Consider the following 19,204-nt stretch of genomic DNA (forward strand, 5'->3'; position numbering starts at 1 on the left):
GCAGGGTTATGTATCCTCATGTCAGACCGTGTCGCCGGGTTTTGGAGTGCGGGCCAGGCAGTAGACATCTACCCGCGCGGCGCCAGCCTCCCTTAACATTCGAGCCAGTGCCTGAGCCGTGGCGCCAGTGGTCAGTACGTCGTCGACCAGCGCCAGATGTCGACCTTTGATCGGTGCATTGGGAATCAGGGCGAAGGCATTACGCAGGTTTTTTTTGCGGGCATCTGCGTTGAGATCCTGTTGAGCATCGGTGTCCTGAATCCGCTTCACCAGCGCTTCCTCGCACGGAATATCCAGGCTGGTGCTCAGCCATCGAGCCAGCATCGCCGCCTGGTTGAAACCCCGCTGACGCAGACGTTTGGTCGCCAACGGTATCGGGACCAGCGCGTCAGGCCGCGCCAGATATTCATCGAACCGATGGTGCAAGAATTGAGCGAGCAGTTCGCCAAGCAGACGGCCATACGGCCACTTCGCGCTGTGCTTGAACCGGGTGATCAGGCTGTCCACCGGAAAGCTGTAGGTCCAGGGTGTGATCACCTGTTCGAAGGCAGGCGGCTGCTGCAAACACTGGCCGCACGTCAGGCCCGCCGCGGGCAATGGCAGCGCGCAGGTCTGACAGTGGTCGCCAAGCCACGGCAGGTCCGTCTCGCAGCCCAGGCAGATGGGCGTGGCTTCATCGGCCGGCTCGTTACACAGCAAACAGATCTGTTTGTTTTTTAACCAGATGTAAACCGGTCCTTCGTATCGTGGTTGACAGCGCATCGCTCTTCCTTAAATATGCCGAACATCCGTGTCGCGTCTGTGGGTATTGCGTCCCGCCGACCGCTTGCCCAGCATAAAACAAAGGAAACGCCCATGAGCGCCAGCACTTCTGCAACCCTGCGTCATGACTGGTCTTTGGCCGAAGTCAGAGCACTCTTCGTTCAGCCATTCAATGACCTGTTGTTCCAGGCGCAGACCGTGCACCGCGCGCATTTCGACGCCAACCGCGTCCAGGTTTCCACGTTGCTGTCGATCAAAACCGGTGCCTGCCCGGAAGATTGCAAATATTGTCCGCAGTCCGGTCACTACAACACCGGCCTTGAAAAAGAAAAGCTGATGGAAGTGCAGAAGGTCCTCGAAGAGGCCGCTCGCGCCAAGGCCATCGGTTCGACCCGTTTCTGCATGGGCGCCGCGTGGAAGCATCCGTCGGCCAAAGACATGCCGTATGTGTTGAAGATGGTCGAAGGCGTGAAGGCTTTGGGCCTGGAGACCTGCATGACCCTCGGTCGTCTCGATCAGGACCAGACCGAAGCGCTGGCCAAGGCCGGTCTCGACTACTACAACCACAACCTCGACACCTCGCCGGAGTTCTACGGCAGCATCATTACCACCCGCACTTACGCTGAACGCCTGCAAACCCTGGCTTACGTCCGTGATTCAGGGATGAAGATCTGCTCCGGCGGCATTCTCGGCATGGGCGAGTCCCTTGATGACCGCGCCAACCTGCTGATCCAGTTGGCCAATCTGCCGGAGCATCCGGAATCAGTGCCGATCAACATGCTGGTGAAAGTCGCTGGCACGCCGCTGGAAAATGCCGAAGACATCGACCCATTCGACTTCATCCGCATGCTCGCCGTCGCGCGCATCCTGATGCCGCAGTCCCATGTGCGCCTGTCCGCCGGCCGCGAAGCGATGAACGAGCAGATGCAGGCCCTGGCATTCTTCGCCGGTGCGAACTCGATTTTCTACGGCGACAAACTCCTGACCACCGCCAACCCGCAGGCTGACAAGGACATGCAACTGTTCTCGCGCCTGGGCATCCTGCCGGAAGCGCGCGAAGAGCACGCCGACGAGGTGCATCAGGCGGCTATCGAACAGGCGCTGGTGGAGCAGAAGAGCAGCGAGCAGTTTTATAACGCTGCTGTTTAAGGCTTCTTCGGTCGTTCTGAAGAAATGCAAAAACCTTGTAGGAGCGAGCCTGCTCGCGATAGCGGTATGACATTTAATGACGATGTCGACTGACACTATGCAATCGCGAGCAGGCTCACTCCTACAAGGGAACTGTGTCATTTGATAGTTGAGGCCTGCATGTCTTTCGATCTCGCCGCACGCCTTGCTGCCCGTCGTGCCGACAATCTCTACCGCCAGCGCCCCTTGCTCGAAAGCCCGCAAGGCCCGCAAGTGGTGGTCGACGGCCAGCCGTTGCTGGCGTTCTGCAACAACGATTACCTGGGTCTGGCCAATCACCCGCAAGTGATCGAAGCCTGGCGTGCCGGCGCTTTGAAATGGGGTGTCGGCGGCGGTGCTTCGCATCTGGTCATCGGCCACAGCACGCCGCATCACGCATTAGAAGAAGCCCTCGCCGATCTAACCGGTCGCCCGCGCGCATTGCTGTTCACCACCGGCTACATGGCCAACCTCGGCGCAGTCACCGCATTGGTGGGGCAGGGCGATACGGTGCTGGAAGACCGGCTCAACCATGCCTCGTTGCTCGATGCCGGCCTGTTGTCCGGTGCGCGTTTCAATCGTTACCTGCACAACGACGCCGCGAGCCTGTCCAATCGTCTTGAGAAAGCGACCGGCAATACGCTGGTGGTCACCGACGGCGTGTTCAGCATGGACGGCGACATTGCCGACCTGCCGGCGCTCGCGCGGGAAGCCAAGGCCAAAGGCGCGTGGCTGATGGTCGATGATGCCCACGGTTTTGGCCCGCTGGGCGCGAATGGCGGCGGGATCGTCGAGCATTTCGGCTTGAGTCAGGACGACGTGCCGGTGCTGGTCGGTACTCTCGGCAAGGCCTTCGGCACGGCCGGCGCTTTTGTCGCCGGCAGCGAAGAGTTGATCGAAAGCCTGATCCAGTTTGCCCGCCCGTACATTTACACCACCAGCCAACCGCCGGCGCTGGCCTGCGCGACGCTGAAAAGCCTGGAATTGCTGCGCACCGAACATTGGCGACGCGAGCATCTGAACACGCTGATCCGCCAGTTCCGCCAAGGTGCCGAGCAGATCGGCCTGGCATTGATGGACAGTTTCACACCAATCCAGCCGATCATGATCGGCGACGCCGGGCGCGCAGTCAGGCTGTCGCAGATGTTGCGCGAACGCGGGTTGATGGTCACGGCGATCCGGCCTCCGACCGTCCCCGCCGGCAGCGCCCGGCTGCGGGTAACCCTGACCGCCGCGCACAGCGAGTCGCAGGTGCAGCTATTGTTGGAGGGACTGGCCGATTGTTTTCAACAACTTGGAGCGGAGTCGAGCCATGCGTGATCGTCTGATTCTGCTGCCCGGCTGGGGCCTCGGCATTTCTCCGCTGGAACCGTTGGCCGCCGCTTTGCAAGGGCTGGATGAACACCTGCGCGTCGAGATCGAGCCGTTGCCGGAGCTGGAATCCAGCGACCTTGAAGAGTGGCTCGATGAGCTGGATTCGACCATCGCGCAGGATGTCTGGCTGGGTGGCTGGTCGCTGGGCGGCATGCTGGCTTCCGGGTTGGCGGCGCGGCGCGGTGATCGCTGCTGCGGTTTGCTGACGTTGGCAAGCAATCCGTGTTTTGTGGCGTGGTCTGGCTGGTCCAACGCGATGCACGAAGATGATTTCAATGCCTTCCTCAACGGCTTTCGCCTGGACCCCGGCGCAACCTTGAAGCGCTTCAGCCTGCTATGCGCACAAGGATCTGCCGACCCTCGCTCGCTGGCCCGACTCCTGCTGGCGGCGGCCCCGAAAACCCCGGTCGCCGCGTTGCTCAGTGGACTGCAGTTGCTCGGCGGATTGAGCACCCGTCAGGCCTTGCTGGATTTTCAGGGCCCACAATTGCATCTTTTTGCCGGCCTCGACGGGTTGGTCCCGGCCGAAGCTGCCGGAGAGCTGGTGGCATTGCTGCCCGATGTCGAAATCGGTCTGATTGAACAGGCCGGCCACGCGTTTCTTCTGGAAGATCCCCACGGTGTGGCGGGGGCAATCCAGGCCTTTTTGCATGAGTGTGGTGATGACTGATTTATCCCTTCCCAACCTGCCCGGCAGCTTGCCGGACAAGCGCCAGGTGGCCGCGTCCTTTTCCCGCGCGGCGGCCAGCTACGACAGCGTCGCCGAATTGCAGCGTGACGTCGGCAGCCAATTGTTGAGCCGTTTGCCGGAGGATTTTGTGCCCGGTCGCTGGCTCGATCTGGGGTGCGGCACCGGGCATTTCAGTCGTGTGCTGGGCGAGCGTTTTGCGGCCAGTCACGGCGTAGCGCTGGACATCGCCGAAGGCATGCTCAATCACGCGCGGCCCTTGGGAGGGGCCACGCATTTCATCGCTGGGGATGCGGAGCGGTTGCCCCTGCGCGACTCAACCTTTGATTTGATTTATTCCAGCTTGGCCGTTCAGTGGTGTGCGGACTTTGCCTCGGTACTCAGCGAAGCCCATCGCGTGCTGAAACCTGGCGGGAAATTCGCATTTGCTAGTCTGTGCGTGGGCACGCTGTTTGAGTTGCGTGACAGTTGGCGCGAGGTGGATGGCATGGTGCACGTCAATCGCTTCCGCGAGTTCGGGGTTTATCAGCAACTGTGTGCGGCCAGCGGTTTGCGGGTCGTGAACCTGCAAACCCGGCCGCATGTGCTGCATTACCCGGATGTGCGTAGCCTGACCCACGAACTCAAGGCGTTGGGGGCGCACAATCTCAACCCTGGCAGGCCGGGCGGTTTGACCGGCAGGACGCGGATTCTTGGCCTGGTCGAGGCTTATGAGCAATTTCGTCAGGCCGAAGGACTGCCGGCGACTTATCAAGTGGTGTATGCCGTTTTGGAGAAACCCTTATGAGCGCAGCGTATTTCATCACCGGCACAGACACCGACGTCGGCAAGACCACCGTCGCCGCCGGGTTGCTGCATGCGGCACGGTTGGCGGGGCTTAGCACGGCGGCGGGCAAACCGGTGGCGTCGGGTTGCGATGTGACGCCCAAGGGCCTGCGCAATGCCGATGCGTTGGCGTTGCTGGCCGAATGCTCGCTGCCGCTGACCTATGCGCAGGTCAATCCGGTCGCTTTCGAACCGGCAATCGCTCCGCATCTGGCGGCGCGTGAGGCGGGCGTCGCGTTGACCGTGCAATCCCTGTTGACGCCGATGCGGCAGATCCTCGACAGGCAGGCGGATTTCACCCTGATCGAAGGCGCTGGTGGCTGGCGCGTGCCGTTGGCGGATCAGGACAACTTGTCGGATCTGGCCATTGCGCTGGATCTGCCAGTGATTCTGGTGGTCGGCGTGCGCTTGGGCTGCATCAATCATGCGTTGCTGACCGCGGAAGCGATTGCCCGAGACGGTCTGCAACTGGCGGGTTGGGTGGCCAATATCATCGATGCGAAAACCTCGCGGCTGGAGGAAAACCTCGCAACGCTGGCCGAGCGAATCCCCGCGCCGTGCCTGGGGCGGGTGCCGAGACTCAAGCTGGTCACGGCCGAGGCGGTTGCCGAGCATCTCCAACTGGATTTGCTCGACTGATAATTCAGGCAATGGTTTTAACTATGACAAGGCACTGTGCCATTAGTGTTTTTGTCGGGCCTTTTGCTCGCTGGTCTGGTTCAATGGCGGCTGTTGATCCTTCACAGGGACGAGTTCTCCGATGGAAATCTCAGGAAGTACCGCTTTTTATGCCGGTCTGAGCACTATTCAGACAGGGCAGAACCGTGTCGATCAGGCCTCGGGGCAGATCGCCAACAATACGATCGAGCGTTCGGTCACCAGCCAGTCGTCCGAGGTCCAGGTCGATCGCCTGCGTTCGGTTGATCGCAGCCAGCAATCGGACCTTGCCAGTAACATGGTGGAAATGGCCCAAGGCAAGTTTCAGGTCGAGGCGGGCGTCGCCCTCGCCAAGGCTTCCGATAAAATGCTCGGCACGCTGATCGATACATTCGCCTGATACACCGCTGAATTCACACCTCTGACGCCGCGACCCTTCGCGGCGTTTTTGTGTGTAAGTCCTTCTCCTCCAACTAAACTTTCCTCTACTGCAGGTTGCCCAGCGCAACGGTGCAGCGTTATCGCGTGCCTGGCATTTAAACGATGCGATGACGAACGGCAAAAGATCGACGCTTGACAAGATTTGGGCGTAAACGTATGTTTCAAACAACTGTTTGACCGTCACAACAAATCAACGCGGTCGTTCATTCCCGGTTACATCAGCAGAGGTTTATCGCTATGCCTGACTACAAGGCCCCCTTGCGTGATATTCGCTTCGTTCGTGACGAATTGCTCGGCTACGAAGCGCACTATCAAAGCCTTCCGGCTTGTGCAGACGCAACTCCGGACATGGTTGACGCCATTCTCGAAGAAGGCGCCAAGTTTTGTGAGCAGGTGTTGGCTCCGCTGAACCGCGTGGGTGACATCGAAGGCTGCACCTGGAGCGAGTCCGGCGTTAAAACCCCGACTGGTTTTAAAGAAGCCTACAAGCAATTCGTTGAAGGCGGCTGGCCGAGCCTGGCCCACGACGTAGAGCACGGCGGCCAAGGCCTGCCGGAGTCTCTGGGTCTGGCAGTCAGCGAAATGGTCGGCGAAGCCAACTGGTCATGGGGCATGTACCCCGGCCTGTCCCATGGCGCGATGAACACCATCTCCGAGCACGGTACGCCGGAGCAACAACATGCCTACCTGACCAAACTGGTCTCCGGTGAATGGACCGGCACCATGTGCCTGACCGAACCGCATTGCGGCACCGACCTGGGCATGCTGCGCACCAAGGCCGAACCTCAGGCCGACGGTTCCTACAAAGTCTCCGGCACCAAGATCTTCATCTCGGCCGGTGAACACGACATGGCCGACAACATCGTCCACATCGTGCTGGCTCGCCTGCCGGATGCACCGGCTGGCACCAAAGGCATTTCGCTGTTCATCGTGCCGAAGTTCATGCCGAACGAAGACGGTTCGCTCGGTGCGCGCAACGCTGTGACCTGTGGTTCCCTGGAACACAAAATGGGCATCCACGGTAATGCCACATGCGTGATGAACTTCGACGCGGCCACCGGTTTTCTGATCGGCCCGGCGAACAAAGGCTTGAACTGCATGTTCACCTTCATGAACACCGCACGTCTGGGCACCGCGCTGCAAGGCCTGGCCCACGCCGAAATCGGCTTCCAGGGCGGTCTGAAATACGCTCGCGATCGTCTGCAAATGCGCTCGCTGACTGGCCCGAAAGCGCCGGAAAAAGCTGCTGACCCGATCATCGTGCACCCCGATGTGCGCCGCATGCTGTTGACCATGAAAGCGTTCGCCGAAGGCAACCGCGCGATGGTTTACTTCACCGCCAAGCAAGTCGACATCGTCAAGTACGGCGTGGACGAAGAAGAGAAGAAGAAAGCCGACGCGCTGCTGGCGTTCATGACGCCGATCGCCAAAGCCTTTATGACTGAAGTCGGTTTCGAATCCGCCAACCACGGCGTGCAAATCTACGGCGGTCACGGTTTCATCGCTGAGTGGGGCATGGAGCAGAACGTCCGCGACAGCCGCATTTCGATGCTGTACGAAGGCACCACCGGCATCCAGGCACTCGACCTGCTGGGCCGTAAAGTGCTGATGACGCAAGGCGAGGCCCTGAAAGGCTTCACCAAGATCGTCCACAAGTTCTGCCAGACCAACGAAGGCAACGAAGCCGTTCAGGAATTCGTCGCACCGCTGGCTGCGATCAATAAAGAATGGGGCGAGCTGACCATGAAGGTCGGTATGGCCGCCATGAAAGACCGTGAAGAAGTCGGCGCGGCATCGGTGGACTACCTGATGTACTCGGGTTACGCCTGCCTGGCTTACTTCTGGGCTGACATGGCACGTCTGGCTGCCGAAAAACTGGCCTCCGGCACTACCGAAACCGCGTTCTACACCGCCAAGCTGCAGACCGCGCGTTTCTACTTCCAGCGCATCCTGCCGCGTACCCGCACTCACGTTGTTACCATGCTGTCGGGCGCCAACAACCTGATGGACATGAAAGAAGAAGACTTCGCGCTGGGCTACTAAGCCTTCACGCAGTCAGTTTTGAAAAGACCGCTGCTCCTTCGGGAGTAGCGGTTTTTTTTGCACTCAACTTTGGTGAAGAAACCCCAGGGTTGGGGCCGTTTTCCCCGGCCTGAAGCTAATCGAGGCGCAGAAATATGTTGATACAAGGCCATTGAGCGCTTGGCAGACTATTTGCAAAACACCTGGAAACCGGCGGCAAAAAACAAGAATTCTCTGCCAGCGATCCCTTGCTTCCGGCCACTCGATATCAAATCGACAGTGCCACTAGGGTGACGCGCATGAACATCCTTCGAATACTCCGTTTGACCTGCCTGATCGCGCTGCCTGTCCAAGGCGCATTCGCTGCGACCGCGCCGGAAGTTGATCCCGTCGTTCCGCAAGTCCCATCCCTGCAATCACTTCGCGGCATGCTGCCGCCCGACCCCTCCGGCACCGAAGGCGGACGCAAAGTCGATCTGATGACCGACTACGTCCTCAACCGTGGCGCGGCGATCCTGCTGGGCAAAGCGCTGTTCTGGGACATGGAAGTCGGCAGCGACAGCGCTACGGCTTGCGCGTCCTGTCACTTCCATGCGGGGGTTGACCACCGAATCACCAACCAGATCAACCCCGGCCAGGCGAACACCAATCCGAACGTGACGTCGATCTTCAACAAGCCGTTCGTGGCTTCCGATATTCCCGGCGACGTGGCGTCCTACGCGACCCTGTCCGCAGGCAAGGGCGGCCCGAACTACACGTTGAAGAAAACCGACTTTCCGACCCACGTGCTGGCGAATCCGCTGGATCGCAACTCGCCCATCGTCTATTCCTCCGACGACGTGATCGGCTCCCAAGGCGTGTTCGACGCTAACTTCGTCAAACCGAATCAACCGCGTTTCGACAAGTGCACGCAGCAGCCGGACGGCATTTACCAGGTCGGCGGCATCAATGTCCGTCGCGCGACGGGACGTAACGCGCCGTCGGTGATCAACGCCGCGTTCAACGTGCGCAACTTCTGGGACGGTCGGGCCAACAACGTCTTCAACGGGTTTTCGCCGTTTGGCAATCGCGATCCCGACGCCGGGATCTTCGTCACCAGTGACCGCAGCGGTGTGGCAACCAAAGTGCGGCTGGCGCTCAATGATGCGTCGGCGGCTTCGCAAGCCGTTGGACCGCCGGGCAGCCCGGTGGAAATGTCCTGCGGCGGGCGTACCTTTGCCGACATCGGCCGGCGCATGCTTGATACGCTAATGCTCAAGCAGCAACGGATTTCTTCCACCGACTCGGTGCTCGGCCCGGTGTCCGGGGCAAGGCGGCCGACTTACCGTGAGCTGATCAAAAACGCCTTCCAGCCGCGGCTGTGGAACGCTACGCAGCAGGTTTCACTCGGTGGTGCGCCGTATACCCAGATCGAGGCTAACTTTCCGTTGTTCTTCGGGCTCGCGATCCAGATGTACGAATCGACGCTGATCTCCGATCAGGCGCCGCTGGACGCTTACCTGCAAGGCGATCATCAAGCCATGAACGCTCAACAAGTCCAAGGGATGAATCTGTTTCTCGGCAAGGGCAAGTGTGTCAATTGCCATGGCGGCGCCGAGCTGACCAACGCCGGCAGTCGCTTGCTGTTCCATCCCCGTGAGCGCATCGAGCGGATGGTCATGGGCGACAACCTGACCACGCTGTACGACAACGGCTTCTACAACACCGGTGTGCGCCCGACGTCGGAAGACCTCGCGCTCGGCGGGACGGATGCCTGGGGTAATCCACTGGCGTTCACCCGCGAATACAACACGCAGATCCAGGGCAACAAAGTGCCTGATCCGCTGGATGTCGACGTGTGCACCTTCGAAGCGCCCTTGAGCGCGGCATTGCCTTGCGACGGCACGCTCAAACCCAATGTCGGTTTCCGCGATGCAGTCGACGGTGCCTTCAAGACCCCGACACTGCGCAACATCGCGTTGACCGGTCCGTATTTCCACAACGGCAGCCGCGCGACGCTCAAACAGGTGATGGAGTTCTACAACCGGGGCGGCGACCGGCGGGGTTCGGAAGCCAACAACACCAGCGGTTTCGAGCATGCCAGTGTGAATCAGCACAACACCTCGAACCTCGATCCGGACATGACCGCGTTGAACCTGACGCCCGAAGAAATCGATGCTCTGGTCAAATTCATGGAGACCGGCCTGACCGATCCTCGGGTGGCGTGGGAGCAAGCGCCGTTCGATCATCCGTCGCTGGTGATTCCGCAAGGGCATGTGGGGGATGAAAACGCGGTGACGCCAAAACCGGTCAGTCCGAAGATCACCACCCGGCAGGGCGCGGATGCGTTGGTCACGCTTAAACCCGTTGGCGCGGAAGGTCGCGCAGCCGCAGAAGGGCCCTTGCAGCCGTTCAACAACGACCTTTGATCGGGTGAATCGCGCATTACTGGCTGCCCGAATGGCAGTCAGTAATGCGGCGTCAAAAAAACCTTGGCTAAACGCTCAGAAAATCAGTAGTACTGCCGTTATAGAGGTGGGCACAATGCCATCTATAGACATGACGGGTCGGAGCTTTACCCTTGCCGCGTTCTTCCGCTGTACATTTCAGTCATTTCCTACCGTCACTTCTGCTTTTGATCGCGGGGCTTGCGGCTGCGTACGTTAAAGACCTGAACGTCTTCCTTACTTCGCTGTTCAACGTGCTGCCAACCTTGGTGCTGTTGCTTGGCGGCGCTTACTGCGCGGTTTACCGACGTCAGCGTGAGCTGTTTCTGATGGTCACGGTGTACATCGCCTACTACCTGCTCGATACCCAGACCGACTATTACCGCGACAATGGCAAAGTGCGCGAAGACGCCGCGGTGGTCTTTCACCTGTGTTGTCTGCTGTTGCCATTGTTATTCGGGGTGTTCGCGGCGTGGCAGGAACGTACTCATTTGTTTCAGGACATGGTCGCGCGCTTCGCGGTATTGCTGGCCGTCGGCAGTGTGGCGCTGGGACTGGAGCAAAGTTACCCACAGGCGCTGCTGATGTGGTTGTCGGAGATCCGCTGGCCTGCCCTGCATGGTGCGTGGATGAGCCTGATCCAGTTGGCCTATCCGGTGTTTATCGCATCGTTCGTGCTGCTGAGCTGGCAATACTGGCGTAACCCGCGGCCCTTGCATGCCGCGCAATTGGTCGGGCTGCTGGGATTGTTCTGGGCGTTGCCGAAGACGTTCATCCTGCCGTTTACGCTCAACATCATGTGCAGCCAAGTGATGCTGATGATTGCCGCGGCGGTTGCCCACGAGGCCTATCAAATGGCTTTCCGTGATGAGCTCACCGGTCTGCCGGGACGTCGCGCGTTGAACGAGCGCATGCAGCGTCTGGGGCGCAATTACGTACTCGCCATGGGCGACGTCGATCACTTCAAAAAATTCAACGACACCCACGGCCACGACGTCGGCGACCAGGTACTGCGGCTGGTGGCGAGCAAGTTGTCGAAAATCGGCGGCGGCGGTAGGGCGTATCGCTACGGCGGTGAGGAATTTGCCCTGGTGTTCGCGGGCAAGACGCTCGAAGAGTGCATGCCGCACCTGGAAGTCATCCGCGAATCGATCGCCACTTACAACATCCAACTGCGTAACCAGGACAACCGTCCTCAGGACGATCAGCAGGGGCGACAGCGTCGTGCCGGTTCCGCCGCTTCAAGTGTGTCGGTCACCGTCAGCATCGGTGTCGCCGAACGCGTGGAGCAGCGCAACCCGGAAAAAGTCCTGAAGTCCGCCGACGAAGCGCTGTATGCCGCGAAAGGTGCCGGGCGAAATTGCGTAGTGGCTTACGGGCAGAACCGCCGTGGCGCGGTGCGCATGGACGCTGCTGCGGGTTGAGTGATGATGGCGCATTCAGCGTCTGGACTGTGATTGTGGGGCGTGGTCGGCGGCAGTAGGTTTAAGGGATCTGCTGCCGGAGAAATGACCATGCCCGAGTACAAAGCCCCCCTGCGCGACATGCGCTTTCTGATCGACCACGTCTTCGATTTTCACAGCAACTACGCAGCGCTGGGTGCTACCGACGCCAGCCCGGACATGGTCAACGCGATCCTCGAAGAGGGCGCGAAATTCTGCGAAAACGTACTTGCACCGCTCAATCGCAGCGGCGACGAAGAAGGCTGCCATTTCGATAATGGCGTGGTGACGACGCCTGCAGGGTTCAAGCAAGCTTTCGCACAATACGTCGAGGGCGGCTGGCATGGTCTGGCGGCGGACCCCGCTTATGGTGGCCAGGGCCTGCCGAGTTCTCTGGGATTGGTCATCAGCGAGATGGTCGCGTCCAGCAACACCTCTTGGGGCATGTACCCAGGCCTGACCCACGGCGCGATGTCGGCCATTCATGCCCATGGCACCGACGAGCAGAAAAACACCTACCTGAACAAACTCACCGCTGGCCGATGGACCGGCACTATGTGCCTGACTGAAGCCCATTGCGGCACCGACCTGGGCATCATCAAGACCCGCGCCGTGCCTGCGGCGGATGGCAGTTACGCGATCTCCGGCAGCAAGATCTTCATCTCTGCCGGCGAGCACGACATGAGCGACAACATCATTCACCTGGTGCTGGCGAAACTGCCGGACGCGCCGGTGGGGACCAAGGGTATTTCGCTGTTCATCGTTCCCAAATTCCTGCCCGATGCCGACGGTGAAGCCGGCGAGCGCAACGGCGTGTCCTGCGGCTCGATCGAACACAAGATGGGCATCAAGGCCTCGGCCACTTGCGTGCTGAATTTCGACGAGGCCAAGGGCTTCTTGATAGGCGAGGCGAACAAGGGCCTGAACTGCATGTTCACCATGATGAACCATGCGCGGCTCGGCACCGGGATGCAGGGGTTGTGCTTGGGTGAGGCGAGCTTTCAGGGCGCGATCAAGTATGCCAACGACCGTCTGCAAATGCGTTCGCTGACCGGTCCGAAAGCCCCGGACAAAGCCGCCGACCCGATCATCGTTCATCCGGATGTACGCCGGATGTTGCTGACCATGAAGGCCTTCAATGAAGGCAACCGCGCCCTGACGTACTTCACCGCGCAGTTATTGGATGTTGCGCACTTGAGCCCGGATGAAACCGCGCGGCAGGACGCTGAAGACCTGTTGGCGTTCCTGACCCCAATCTGCAAAGCCTTTATGACTGACACCGGGCTGGAAGTGACCAACCACGGCATGCAAGTGTTTGGCGGCCACGGATTTATCCGCGAATGGGGCATGGAGCAGTTGGTTCGCGATTGTCGGATTGCGCCGATTTACGAGGGCACGAATGGCATTCAGGCGCTGGATTTGCTGGGACGCAAAGTCCTCGGCAGCCAGGGCAAACTGCTGCGGGGCTTCACCAAAATTGTTCACAAATTCTGCGCGACGAACGCCGGGCATCCGCAGCTCGCCAGTTACGTGGCGCAGCTCAGCGAGTTGAACCAGCAGTGGGGCGAGTTGACCACTCGGGTCGGCATGGCCGCGATGAAAAATCCGGACGAAGTCGGCGCTGCGTCGGTGGATTATCTGATGTACAGCGGTTACATCATCCTCGGCTATCTATGGTTGCGCATGGCATTGGTGGCTCAGGGGCAACTCGACGCGGGTAGTGGTGATGCTGATTACTGCCGGGGCAAGCTGGCGACCAGTGAGTTTTACTTCAAGCGTCTGCTGCCGCGCACTGGGGCTCATCGTTCGGCTATCGAGGCGGGGAGTGATTGTCTGATGAATCTGCCGGCGGAGTTGTTTGCGCTTTGACGAATAGCTGAAAAAGCTTCGCGGGCAAGCCCGCGAAGGCGTTCTGACAGGCATAAGGCGTTGATGACTAAAAATTACAAATCGGTCACCGCCTGACCCTATGTGTCGCAAAAGTTGTTGGGTTACACTCGGACCCAACGAAAGCACCTTTCCTACGAATCACCTGTAAAGATCCTGCGAGGTTTGCCATGGCTGACTACAAAGCGCCCCTGCGCGATATGCGCTTCGTCCTCAATGAAGTATTCGAGGTCGCTAAACTTTGGGCCGAGTTGCCTGCGCTGGCCGAGACGGTCGATGCGGAAACCGTTGAAGCCATTCTTGAAGAAGCCGGCAAGGTCACCAGCAAAAGCATCGCACCCCTTAGCCGTGCGGCTGATGAAGAAGGTTGCCATTGGGCGGACGGTGCCGTCACCACGCCGGCAGGTTTCCCACAGGCGTACCAGACGTATTCCGAAGGCGGCTGGGTTGGCGTTGGTGGCGATCCGGCCTACGGCGGCATGGGCATGCCCAAGGCGGTTTCGGCTCAGGTCGAAGAAATGGTCAACTCCGCGAGCCTGTCGTTCGGTCTGTACCCAATGCTGACCGCCGGCGCTTGCCTGTCGATCAACGCCCACGCCAGCGAAGAGCTGAAAGCCGCGTACCTGCCGAATATGTACGCCGGTGTCTGGGCCGGTTCAATGTGTTTGACCGAGCCACACGCCGGTACAGACCTGGGGATTATCCGCACCAAGGCTGAGCCTCAGGCCGACGGTTCCTACAAGGTGAGCGGCACCAAGATCTTCATTACCGGCGGCGAACACGACCTGACCGAGAACATCATCCACCTGGTGCTGGCCAAACTGCCGGACGCGCCGGCGGGGCCGAAAGGCATCTCGTTGTTCCTGGTGCCGAAGTTCATGGTCAATGCCGATGGCAGCCTGGGCGCGCGGAACCCGGCGACGTGCGGTTCAATCGAACACAAAATGGGCATCCAGGCGTCTGCGACCTGCGTGATGAACTTCGACGAAGCCGTGGGTTATGTGGTCGGTGAGCCGAACAAAGGCCTCGCGGCGATGTTCACCATGATGAACTACGAACGCCTGGGCGTCGGTATCCAGGGCCTGGCCACGGGCGAGCGCTCCTACCAGAACGCTGTCGAGTATGCGCGCGACCGTCTGCAAAGCCGTTCGCCGACTGGCGCGCAGAACAAGGACAAAGTGGCCGACCCGATCATCGTCCACCCGGACGTTCGGCGCATGCTGCTGACCATGAAAGCCTCGAACGAAGGTGGTCGTGCGTTTTCGACCTATGTGGCCATGCAACTGGACACGGCCAAGTTCAGCGAAGACGCGAACACCCGCAAACGCGCAGAAGACCTGGTGGCATTGCTGACCCCGGTGGCCAAGGCGTTCCTGACCGACCTCGGTCTGGAAACCACCATTCACGGCCAGCAAGTGTTCGGCGGCCACGGTTACATCCGTGAGTGGGGCCAGGAGCAACTGGTTCGCGACGTGCGCATCACGCAGATCTACGAAGGCACCAACGGCATTCAGGCGCTCGACCTTGTAGGACGCAAGATCGTCGGTAGCGGCGGGGCGTATTACAACCTGTTCGCCGACGAGATTCGTCACTTCACCGCGACCGCCAGTGCTGAACTGGCCGAGTTCACCAAGCCGCTCAACGATGCCGTGACCACCCTTGACGAGTTGACCGCGTGGTTGCTGGACCGGGCAAAAAACAACCCGAATGAAATCGGCGCGGCCTCGGTCGAGTACCTGCAAACTTTCGGTTACGTGGCCTACGCCTACATGTGGGCACTGATGGCCAAAGCGGCCTTGGGCAAAGAGACACAGGAAGATTTCTACGCGAGCAAAATGGGCACGGCGCGGTTCTACTTCGCCCGCCTGCTGCCGCGTATCCATTCGTTGAGTGCGTCGGTGAAGGCGGGTAGCGAGTCGCTGTTCCTGCTGGACGCGGCACAGTTCTGAACCTGTAGCGGCATGTAAGCATTTTCTTACATGACGTGCTGCTGTTCTCCCATAGCTGCAAATTGGATCCACAGCTAATCTACTTCACATGGACGTCGCGCAGGAAGCGCACTAGCAACAACAGGGACACGTAGGATTCTGCCAGGACGGCGGAGTGAAATGGATGTCAGGGAAACAGTCTGCAAAGCCCCGCTTCGGCGGGGTTTTCTTTTGTCTGCAGAAAAGTTTTCCGCGCAGTCCATCCACTTTCTTCAGTGCGTGGACACAGATTGGAGACACGGGTTTGAAGCACCGCACTGAACCCTGACGAACGGTATTGGTCGATTAGCAGTAGGGCTCACACGAGTCCACTTCTAATCAGGAGCTGACCCATGGATTTCATTCGTATCATCATCGCTATTCTGCTGCCGCCATTGGGTGTGTTTCTGCAAGTCGGTTTTGCCGGCGCATTCTGGCTGAATATTCTGTTGACGTTGTGCGGTTACATTCCGGGGATCGTGCATGCGGTTTACATCATCGCCAAGCGTTAACTATCGCGGCGTCAGGCAGATCGCCATAGTTCCCACAGGGTTTGTGCACGCCGCAGATCCTGTGGGAGCGGGCTTGCCCGCGAAGGGCGCACCTCGGTCTCAGTTCGACAACGCCATCACCCGCCGATAAAACAACCATTCCTGCTCCAGCGCATGCGCCTGATTCCCGGCCTTGCGGAAGCCGTGACGTTCGTCCGCGTAATAATGCGCTTCAACCAGAATGCCGTTTTGCTCCAGCGCCTCGACCATATCGCGGGTCTGTTGCGGCACGACAACGGCGTCGAGTTCTCCCTGGAAGAAAATCACCGGCACGCTGATGTTGCCGGCATGCAACAGCGGTGTGCGGTCGGCATAACGCTCGGCGTCTTTGACGGGGTCACCGATCAGCCAATCCAGATAGTCGCCTTCGAACTTGTGGGTCGCCCGGCCCAAGGCAACGGGATCACTGACACCGTAAAGGCTCGCGCCTGCGCGGAAGACTTTCTGGAAGGCCAGTGCGCACAGCGTGGTGTAGCCGCCGGCACTGCCGCCACGAATAAACGCCCGGTCGCCGTCGATCAACCCACGCTCGGCGAGGTGGCTGACCACCGCGCAGGCATCTTCCACATCCACTTCCCCCCAACTCAAATGCAGTGCCTGACGATACGCTCGGCCGTAGCCGCTGCTGCCACGGTAGTTGAGGTCGGCCACGGCAAAGCCGCGTTGCGACCAATACTGGATGCGCGGATCGAGCATCGGGTAGCACGCCGAAGTCGGGCCGCCATGGATGAACACCACCAGTGGCGGTTTCGTGCCCCCGGTCATTGCCGGGTAGAAGAAGCCGTGCGCCTCGCCCGAACCGCTCGGGTAACGCAAGGTTTGCGGGACGCTGATCTGCTCGGCGGGCAGCGGAGCGATTCCCCCGGCCAAGACCTTGACCTGTCGGGTTTTGCGGTCGATGGCGACCACGGCGGACGAGCAGGTCGGCGAGGCAGCGATGCAGTAGATGAATTGATCATCCAGTGCGAGATGTCGGAAACGGCTGTAGTCCCCGGTGAAATCTTCTGTGGTGTCACCGCAAATGCCCATTCGGCCGAATCCGCCTTCTGTCCAGCTGGCCAGATAACGACCGTCATCCAACGGAAACCAGGTACTGCCACCCAGTTGCCACGGTGCAGGCCCATGATCAGCCGCGGCACTCGCCAGCGGGCTAAATCCTTCAGCAGATTCCACCCACGGCTGCCAATAGCCGTCGCGATCGGTCAGGCAATACAGTCGACCACTGTCATCGAATCGCGGTTGTTGCAGCGACTCCTGAACACCTTCGCCAGCCACACAACGCAATCGAGCGTAGCGGCCATCACTTTGAAGCTCTGCAACCATCAAGCGAGTTGCAGTCCATGGCTGGTGGGGACGGCTCCACTCGATCCAGGCTAACCGTTTGGCGTCAGGACTCAACGTCGGCGCGGCATAGAAGTCCGCACCTTCGGCCAGCAGATGACGCGTACCGCCCACCAGATCGATGGCCACCAGGCGATGCCGGTCCCCATGCTCTTCAACCGCCAGAACCTGCCCGTCGGCAAATTGCAGATCGCCATAGCGGCATTCACCTGAGGTGAGCACGACCGGCGTTTCACCCTTCAGTGATTGCCGATACAACTGCTGATCTGCCTCGTTGACGAAAACAACCCCGTCATCTGTCAGGCAAAACGCGCCGCCGCCATATTCGTACACCCGACTGCGCACGCTGAACCCGGCTGGCGTGAGGCAATGCGCCTGGCCGTCGCGCCAATGCCAGATCCGGCAAGCGCCGTCCTCGGGACGGTATTCGTTCCAGAGCAGGCCATGCCGGCCCACCTGCAATTCGGCAAAGTCAATACCGGCAGCGACCGCTTTGGCGGCGCTGAAGGGTTCAGCTTTTGGCGATGAGTCGTGAGTTTCGTTCATTGCGGAAGGCCAGTTGCTCAATGGTCTGGGTCGCGTGCTCGGCTTCTTCGCGGGCCTTGAGGATCACGCCGTGATGTTCCGACTTGCTGCATACCGGGTCGGCATTGCTGGCGTCACCGGTGAGCATGAATGCCTGGCAGCGACAGCCGCCGAAATCCTTTTCTTTCTCGTCGCAGGAGCGGCATGGCTCGGGCATCCAGTCGTAACCGCGAAAACGGTTGAAGCCGAACGAGTCGTACCAGATGTGCTGCATGCTGTGATCACGCACGTTAGGAAATTGCACCGGCATCTGTCGGGCACCGTGACAGGGCAGGGCGGTTCCGTCCGGTGTCACTGTCAGAAAAATACTGCCCCAGCCATTCATGCAAGCTTTCGGGCGTTCTTCGTAATAGTCCGGCGTGACGAAAATCAGCTTGCACGGATGCCCTTCAGCTTCCAGTTTGGCGCGGTATTCATTGGTGATGCGTTCGGCGCGAACCAGTTGTTCTTTGGTCGGCAACAGACCGACACGATTGAGCTGCGCCCAGCCGTAAAACTGGCAGGTAGCGAGCTCGACGAAGTCCGCCTCAAGGGCAATGCACAGGTCGATGATCCGGTCGATCTTGTCGATGTTGTGCCGATGGGTGACGAAATTCAGCACCATCGGATAGCCATGCGCTTTCACCGCGCGGGCCATTTCCAGCTTTTGCGCGAAGGCTTTTTTCGAGCCGGCCAACAAGTTGTTCACCTGTTCGTCGCTTGCCTGGAAACTGATCTGAATGTGGTCCAGACCGGCCTTCTTGAAGTCGCTGATTTTCTGTTCGGTCAGGCCAATGCCCGAGGTGATCAGGTTGGTGTAGAAACCCAAATTGCGCGCCTCGGCAATCAGCTCGGCGAGGTCCTGGCGCACCAAGGGTTCACCGCCGGAAAAGCCCAACTGCGCCGCGCCCATTTCCCGGGCTTCGCGAAACACCTTGATCCACTGCTCGGTGCTCAGTTCCCGGCCTTGCTCGGCGAAGTCCAGCGGATTGGAGCAGTAGGGGCATTGCAGCGGGCAGCGGTAGGTCAATTCGGCGAGAAGCCATAACGGCAGGCCGATTTCCGGCTTGGGCGGTAACTTGTCCGACAC

The 19,204-nt window shown here is 59.8% G+C and carries 15 protein-coding genes; 12 read left to right on the forward strand and 3 right to left on the reverse strand.

What is annotated here, in order from left to right; translation table 11 throughout:
* Positions 1-21 precede the first annotated feature (21 nt).
* Complete coding sequence (locus ACYZT4_RS23370) at positions 22-762, reverse strand: ComF family protein (protein WP_461983185.1); 741 nt, start codon at positions 760-762, stop codon at positions 22-24.
* 93 nt (positions 763-855) lie between these two features.
* Here ACYZT4_RS23370 and bioB point away from each other — a divergent pair, with 93 nt between their 5' ends.
* The 12 genes from bioB (at position 856) to ACYZT4_RS23430 (ending at position 16,170) form a co-directional block, all read left to right on the forward strand.
* On the forward strand, positions 856-1,911 hold the full coding sequence (gene bioB, locus ACYZT4_RS23375; protein WP_461983186.1) for a biotin synthase BioB: 1,056 nt from the start codon (positions 856-858) through the stop codon (positions 1,909-1,911).
* Between the two features lie 159 nt (positions 1,912-2,070).
* Positions 2,071-3,249, forward strand: a complete 1,179-nt coding sequence (gene bioF, locus ACYZT4_RS23380) for an 8-amino-7-oxononanoate synthase (RefSeq protein ID WP_461983187.1) — start codon at positions 2,071-2,073, stop codon at positions 3,247-3,249.
* Positions 3,242-3,973 carry an alpha/beta fold hydrolase gene (locus ACYZT4_RS23385; RefSeq protein ID WP_461983188.1) on the forward strand — a complete coding sequence of 244 codons (732 nt, stop codon included), beginning with the start codon at positions 3,242-3,244 and terminating at the stop codon, positions 3,971-3,973. Before bioF ends, ACYZT4_RS23385 begins: the two co-directional genes overlap by 8 nt.
* Positions 3,966-4,778: a malonyl-ACP O-methyltransferase BioC gene (gene bioC, locus ACYZT4_RS23390; RefSeq protein ID WP_461983189.1), complete on the forward strand. Its 813-nt coding sequence runs from the start codon at positions 3,966-3,968 to the stop codon at positions 4,776-4,778. Before ACYZT4_RS23385 ends, bioC begins: the two co-directional genes overlap by 8 nt.
* A complete protein-coding gene (gene bioD, locus ACYZT4_RS23395; protein WP_461983190.1) occupies positions 4,775-5,455 on the forward strand; it encodes a dethiobiotin synthase in 681 nt (226 codons plus the stop codon). Before bioC ends, bioD begins: the two co-directional genes overlap by 4 nt.
* Before the next feature lie 121 nt (positions 5,456-5,576).
* Complete coding sequence (locus tag ACYZT4_RS23400; RefSeq protein ID WP_461983191.1) at positions 5,577-5,873, forward strand: pyrroloquinoline quinone biosynthesis protein PqqE; 297 nt, start codon at positions 5,577-5,579, stop codon at positions 5,871-5,873.
* Positions 5,874-6,151: 278 nt separating this feature from the next.
* Positions 6,152-7,957, forward strand: a complete 1,806-nt coding sequence (locus ACYZT4_RS23405; protein ID WP_461983192.1) for a phenylacyl-CoA dehydrogenase — start codon at positions 6,152-6,154, stop codon at positions 7,955-7,957.
* 278 nt (positions 7,958-8,235) lie between these two features.
* Entirely contained in the window at positions 8,236-10,344 is a 2,109-nt protein-coding gene (locus tag ACYZT4_RS23410) for a cytochrome-c peroxidase (RefSeq protein WP_461983193.1), read from the forward strand.
* Positions 10,345-10,496: 152 nt separating this feature from the next.
* Positions 10,497-11,786 carry a GGDEF domain-containing protein gene (locus ACYZT4_RS23415; protein ID WP_461983194.1) on the forward strand — a complete coding sequence of 430 codons (1,290 nt, stop codon included), beginning with the start codon at positions 10,497-10,499 and terminating at the stop codon, positions 11,784-11,786.
* Between the two features lie 90 nt (positions 11,787-11,876).
* Positions 11,877-13,673, forward strand: coding sequence for an acyl-CoA dehydrogenase C-terminal domain-containing protein (locus tag ACYZT4_RS23420; protein ID WP_461983195.1), 1,797 nt, complete (start codon positions 11,877-11,879; stop codon positions 13,671-13,673).
* A 188-nt stretch (positions 13,674-13,861) separates the two neighbouring features.
* Positions 13,862-15,640: an acyl-CoA dehydrogenase C-terminal domain-containing protein gene (locus tag ACYZT4_RS23425; RefSeq protein WP_461983196.1), complete on the forward strand. Its 1,779-nt coding sequence runs from the start codon at positions 13,862-13,864 to the stop codon at positions 15,638-15,640.
* 371 nt (positions 15,641-16,011) lie between these two features.
* On the forward strand, positions 16,012-16,170 hold the full coding sequence (locus ACYZT4_RS23430; protein ID WP_007904205.1) for a YqaE/Pmp3 family membrane protein: 159 nt from the start codon (positions 16,012-16,014) through the stop codon (positions 16,168-16,170).
* Positions 16,171-16,269: 99 nt separating this feature from the next.
* Here the strand turns inward: ACYZT4_RS23430 and ACYZT4_RS23435 are convergent, their stop codons facing one another.
* Both ACYZT4_RS23435 and pqqE read right to left on the reverse strand, forming a co-directional pair.
* Positions 16,270-18,096: a S9 family peptidase gene (locus ACYZT4_RS23435; protein WP_461983197.1), complete on the reverse strand. Its 1,827-nt coding sequence runs from the start codon at positions 18,094-18,096 to the stop codon at positions 16,270-16,272.
* Positions 18,062-19,204, reverse strand: coding sequence for a pyrroloquinoline quinone biosynthesis protein PqqE (gene pqqE / locus ACYZT4_RS23440; RefSeq protein ID WP_461988775.1), 1,143 nt, complete (start codon positions 19,202-19,204; stop codon positions 18,062-18,064). The genes ACYZT4_RS23435 and pqqE overlap by 35 nt, the downstream gene beginning before the upstream one ends.

Source organism: Pseudomonas sp. GB2N2 (assembly GCF_054897705.1).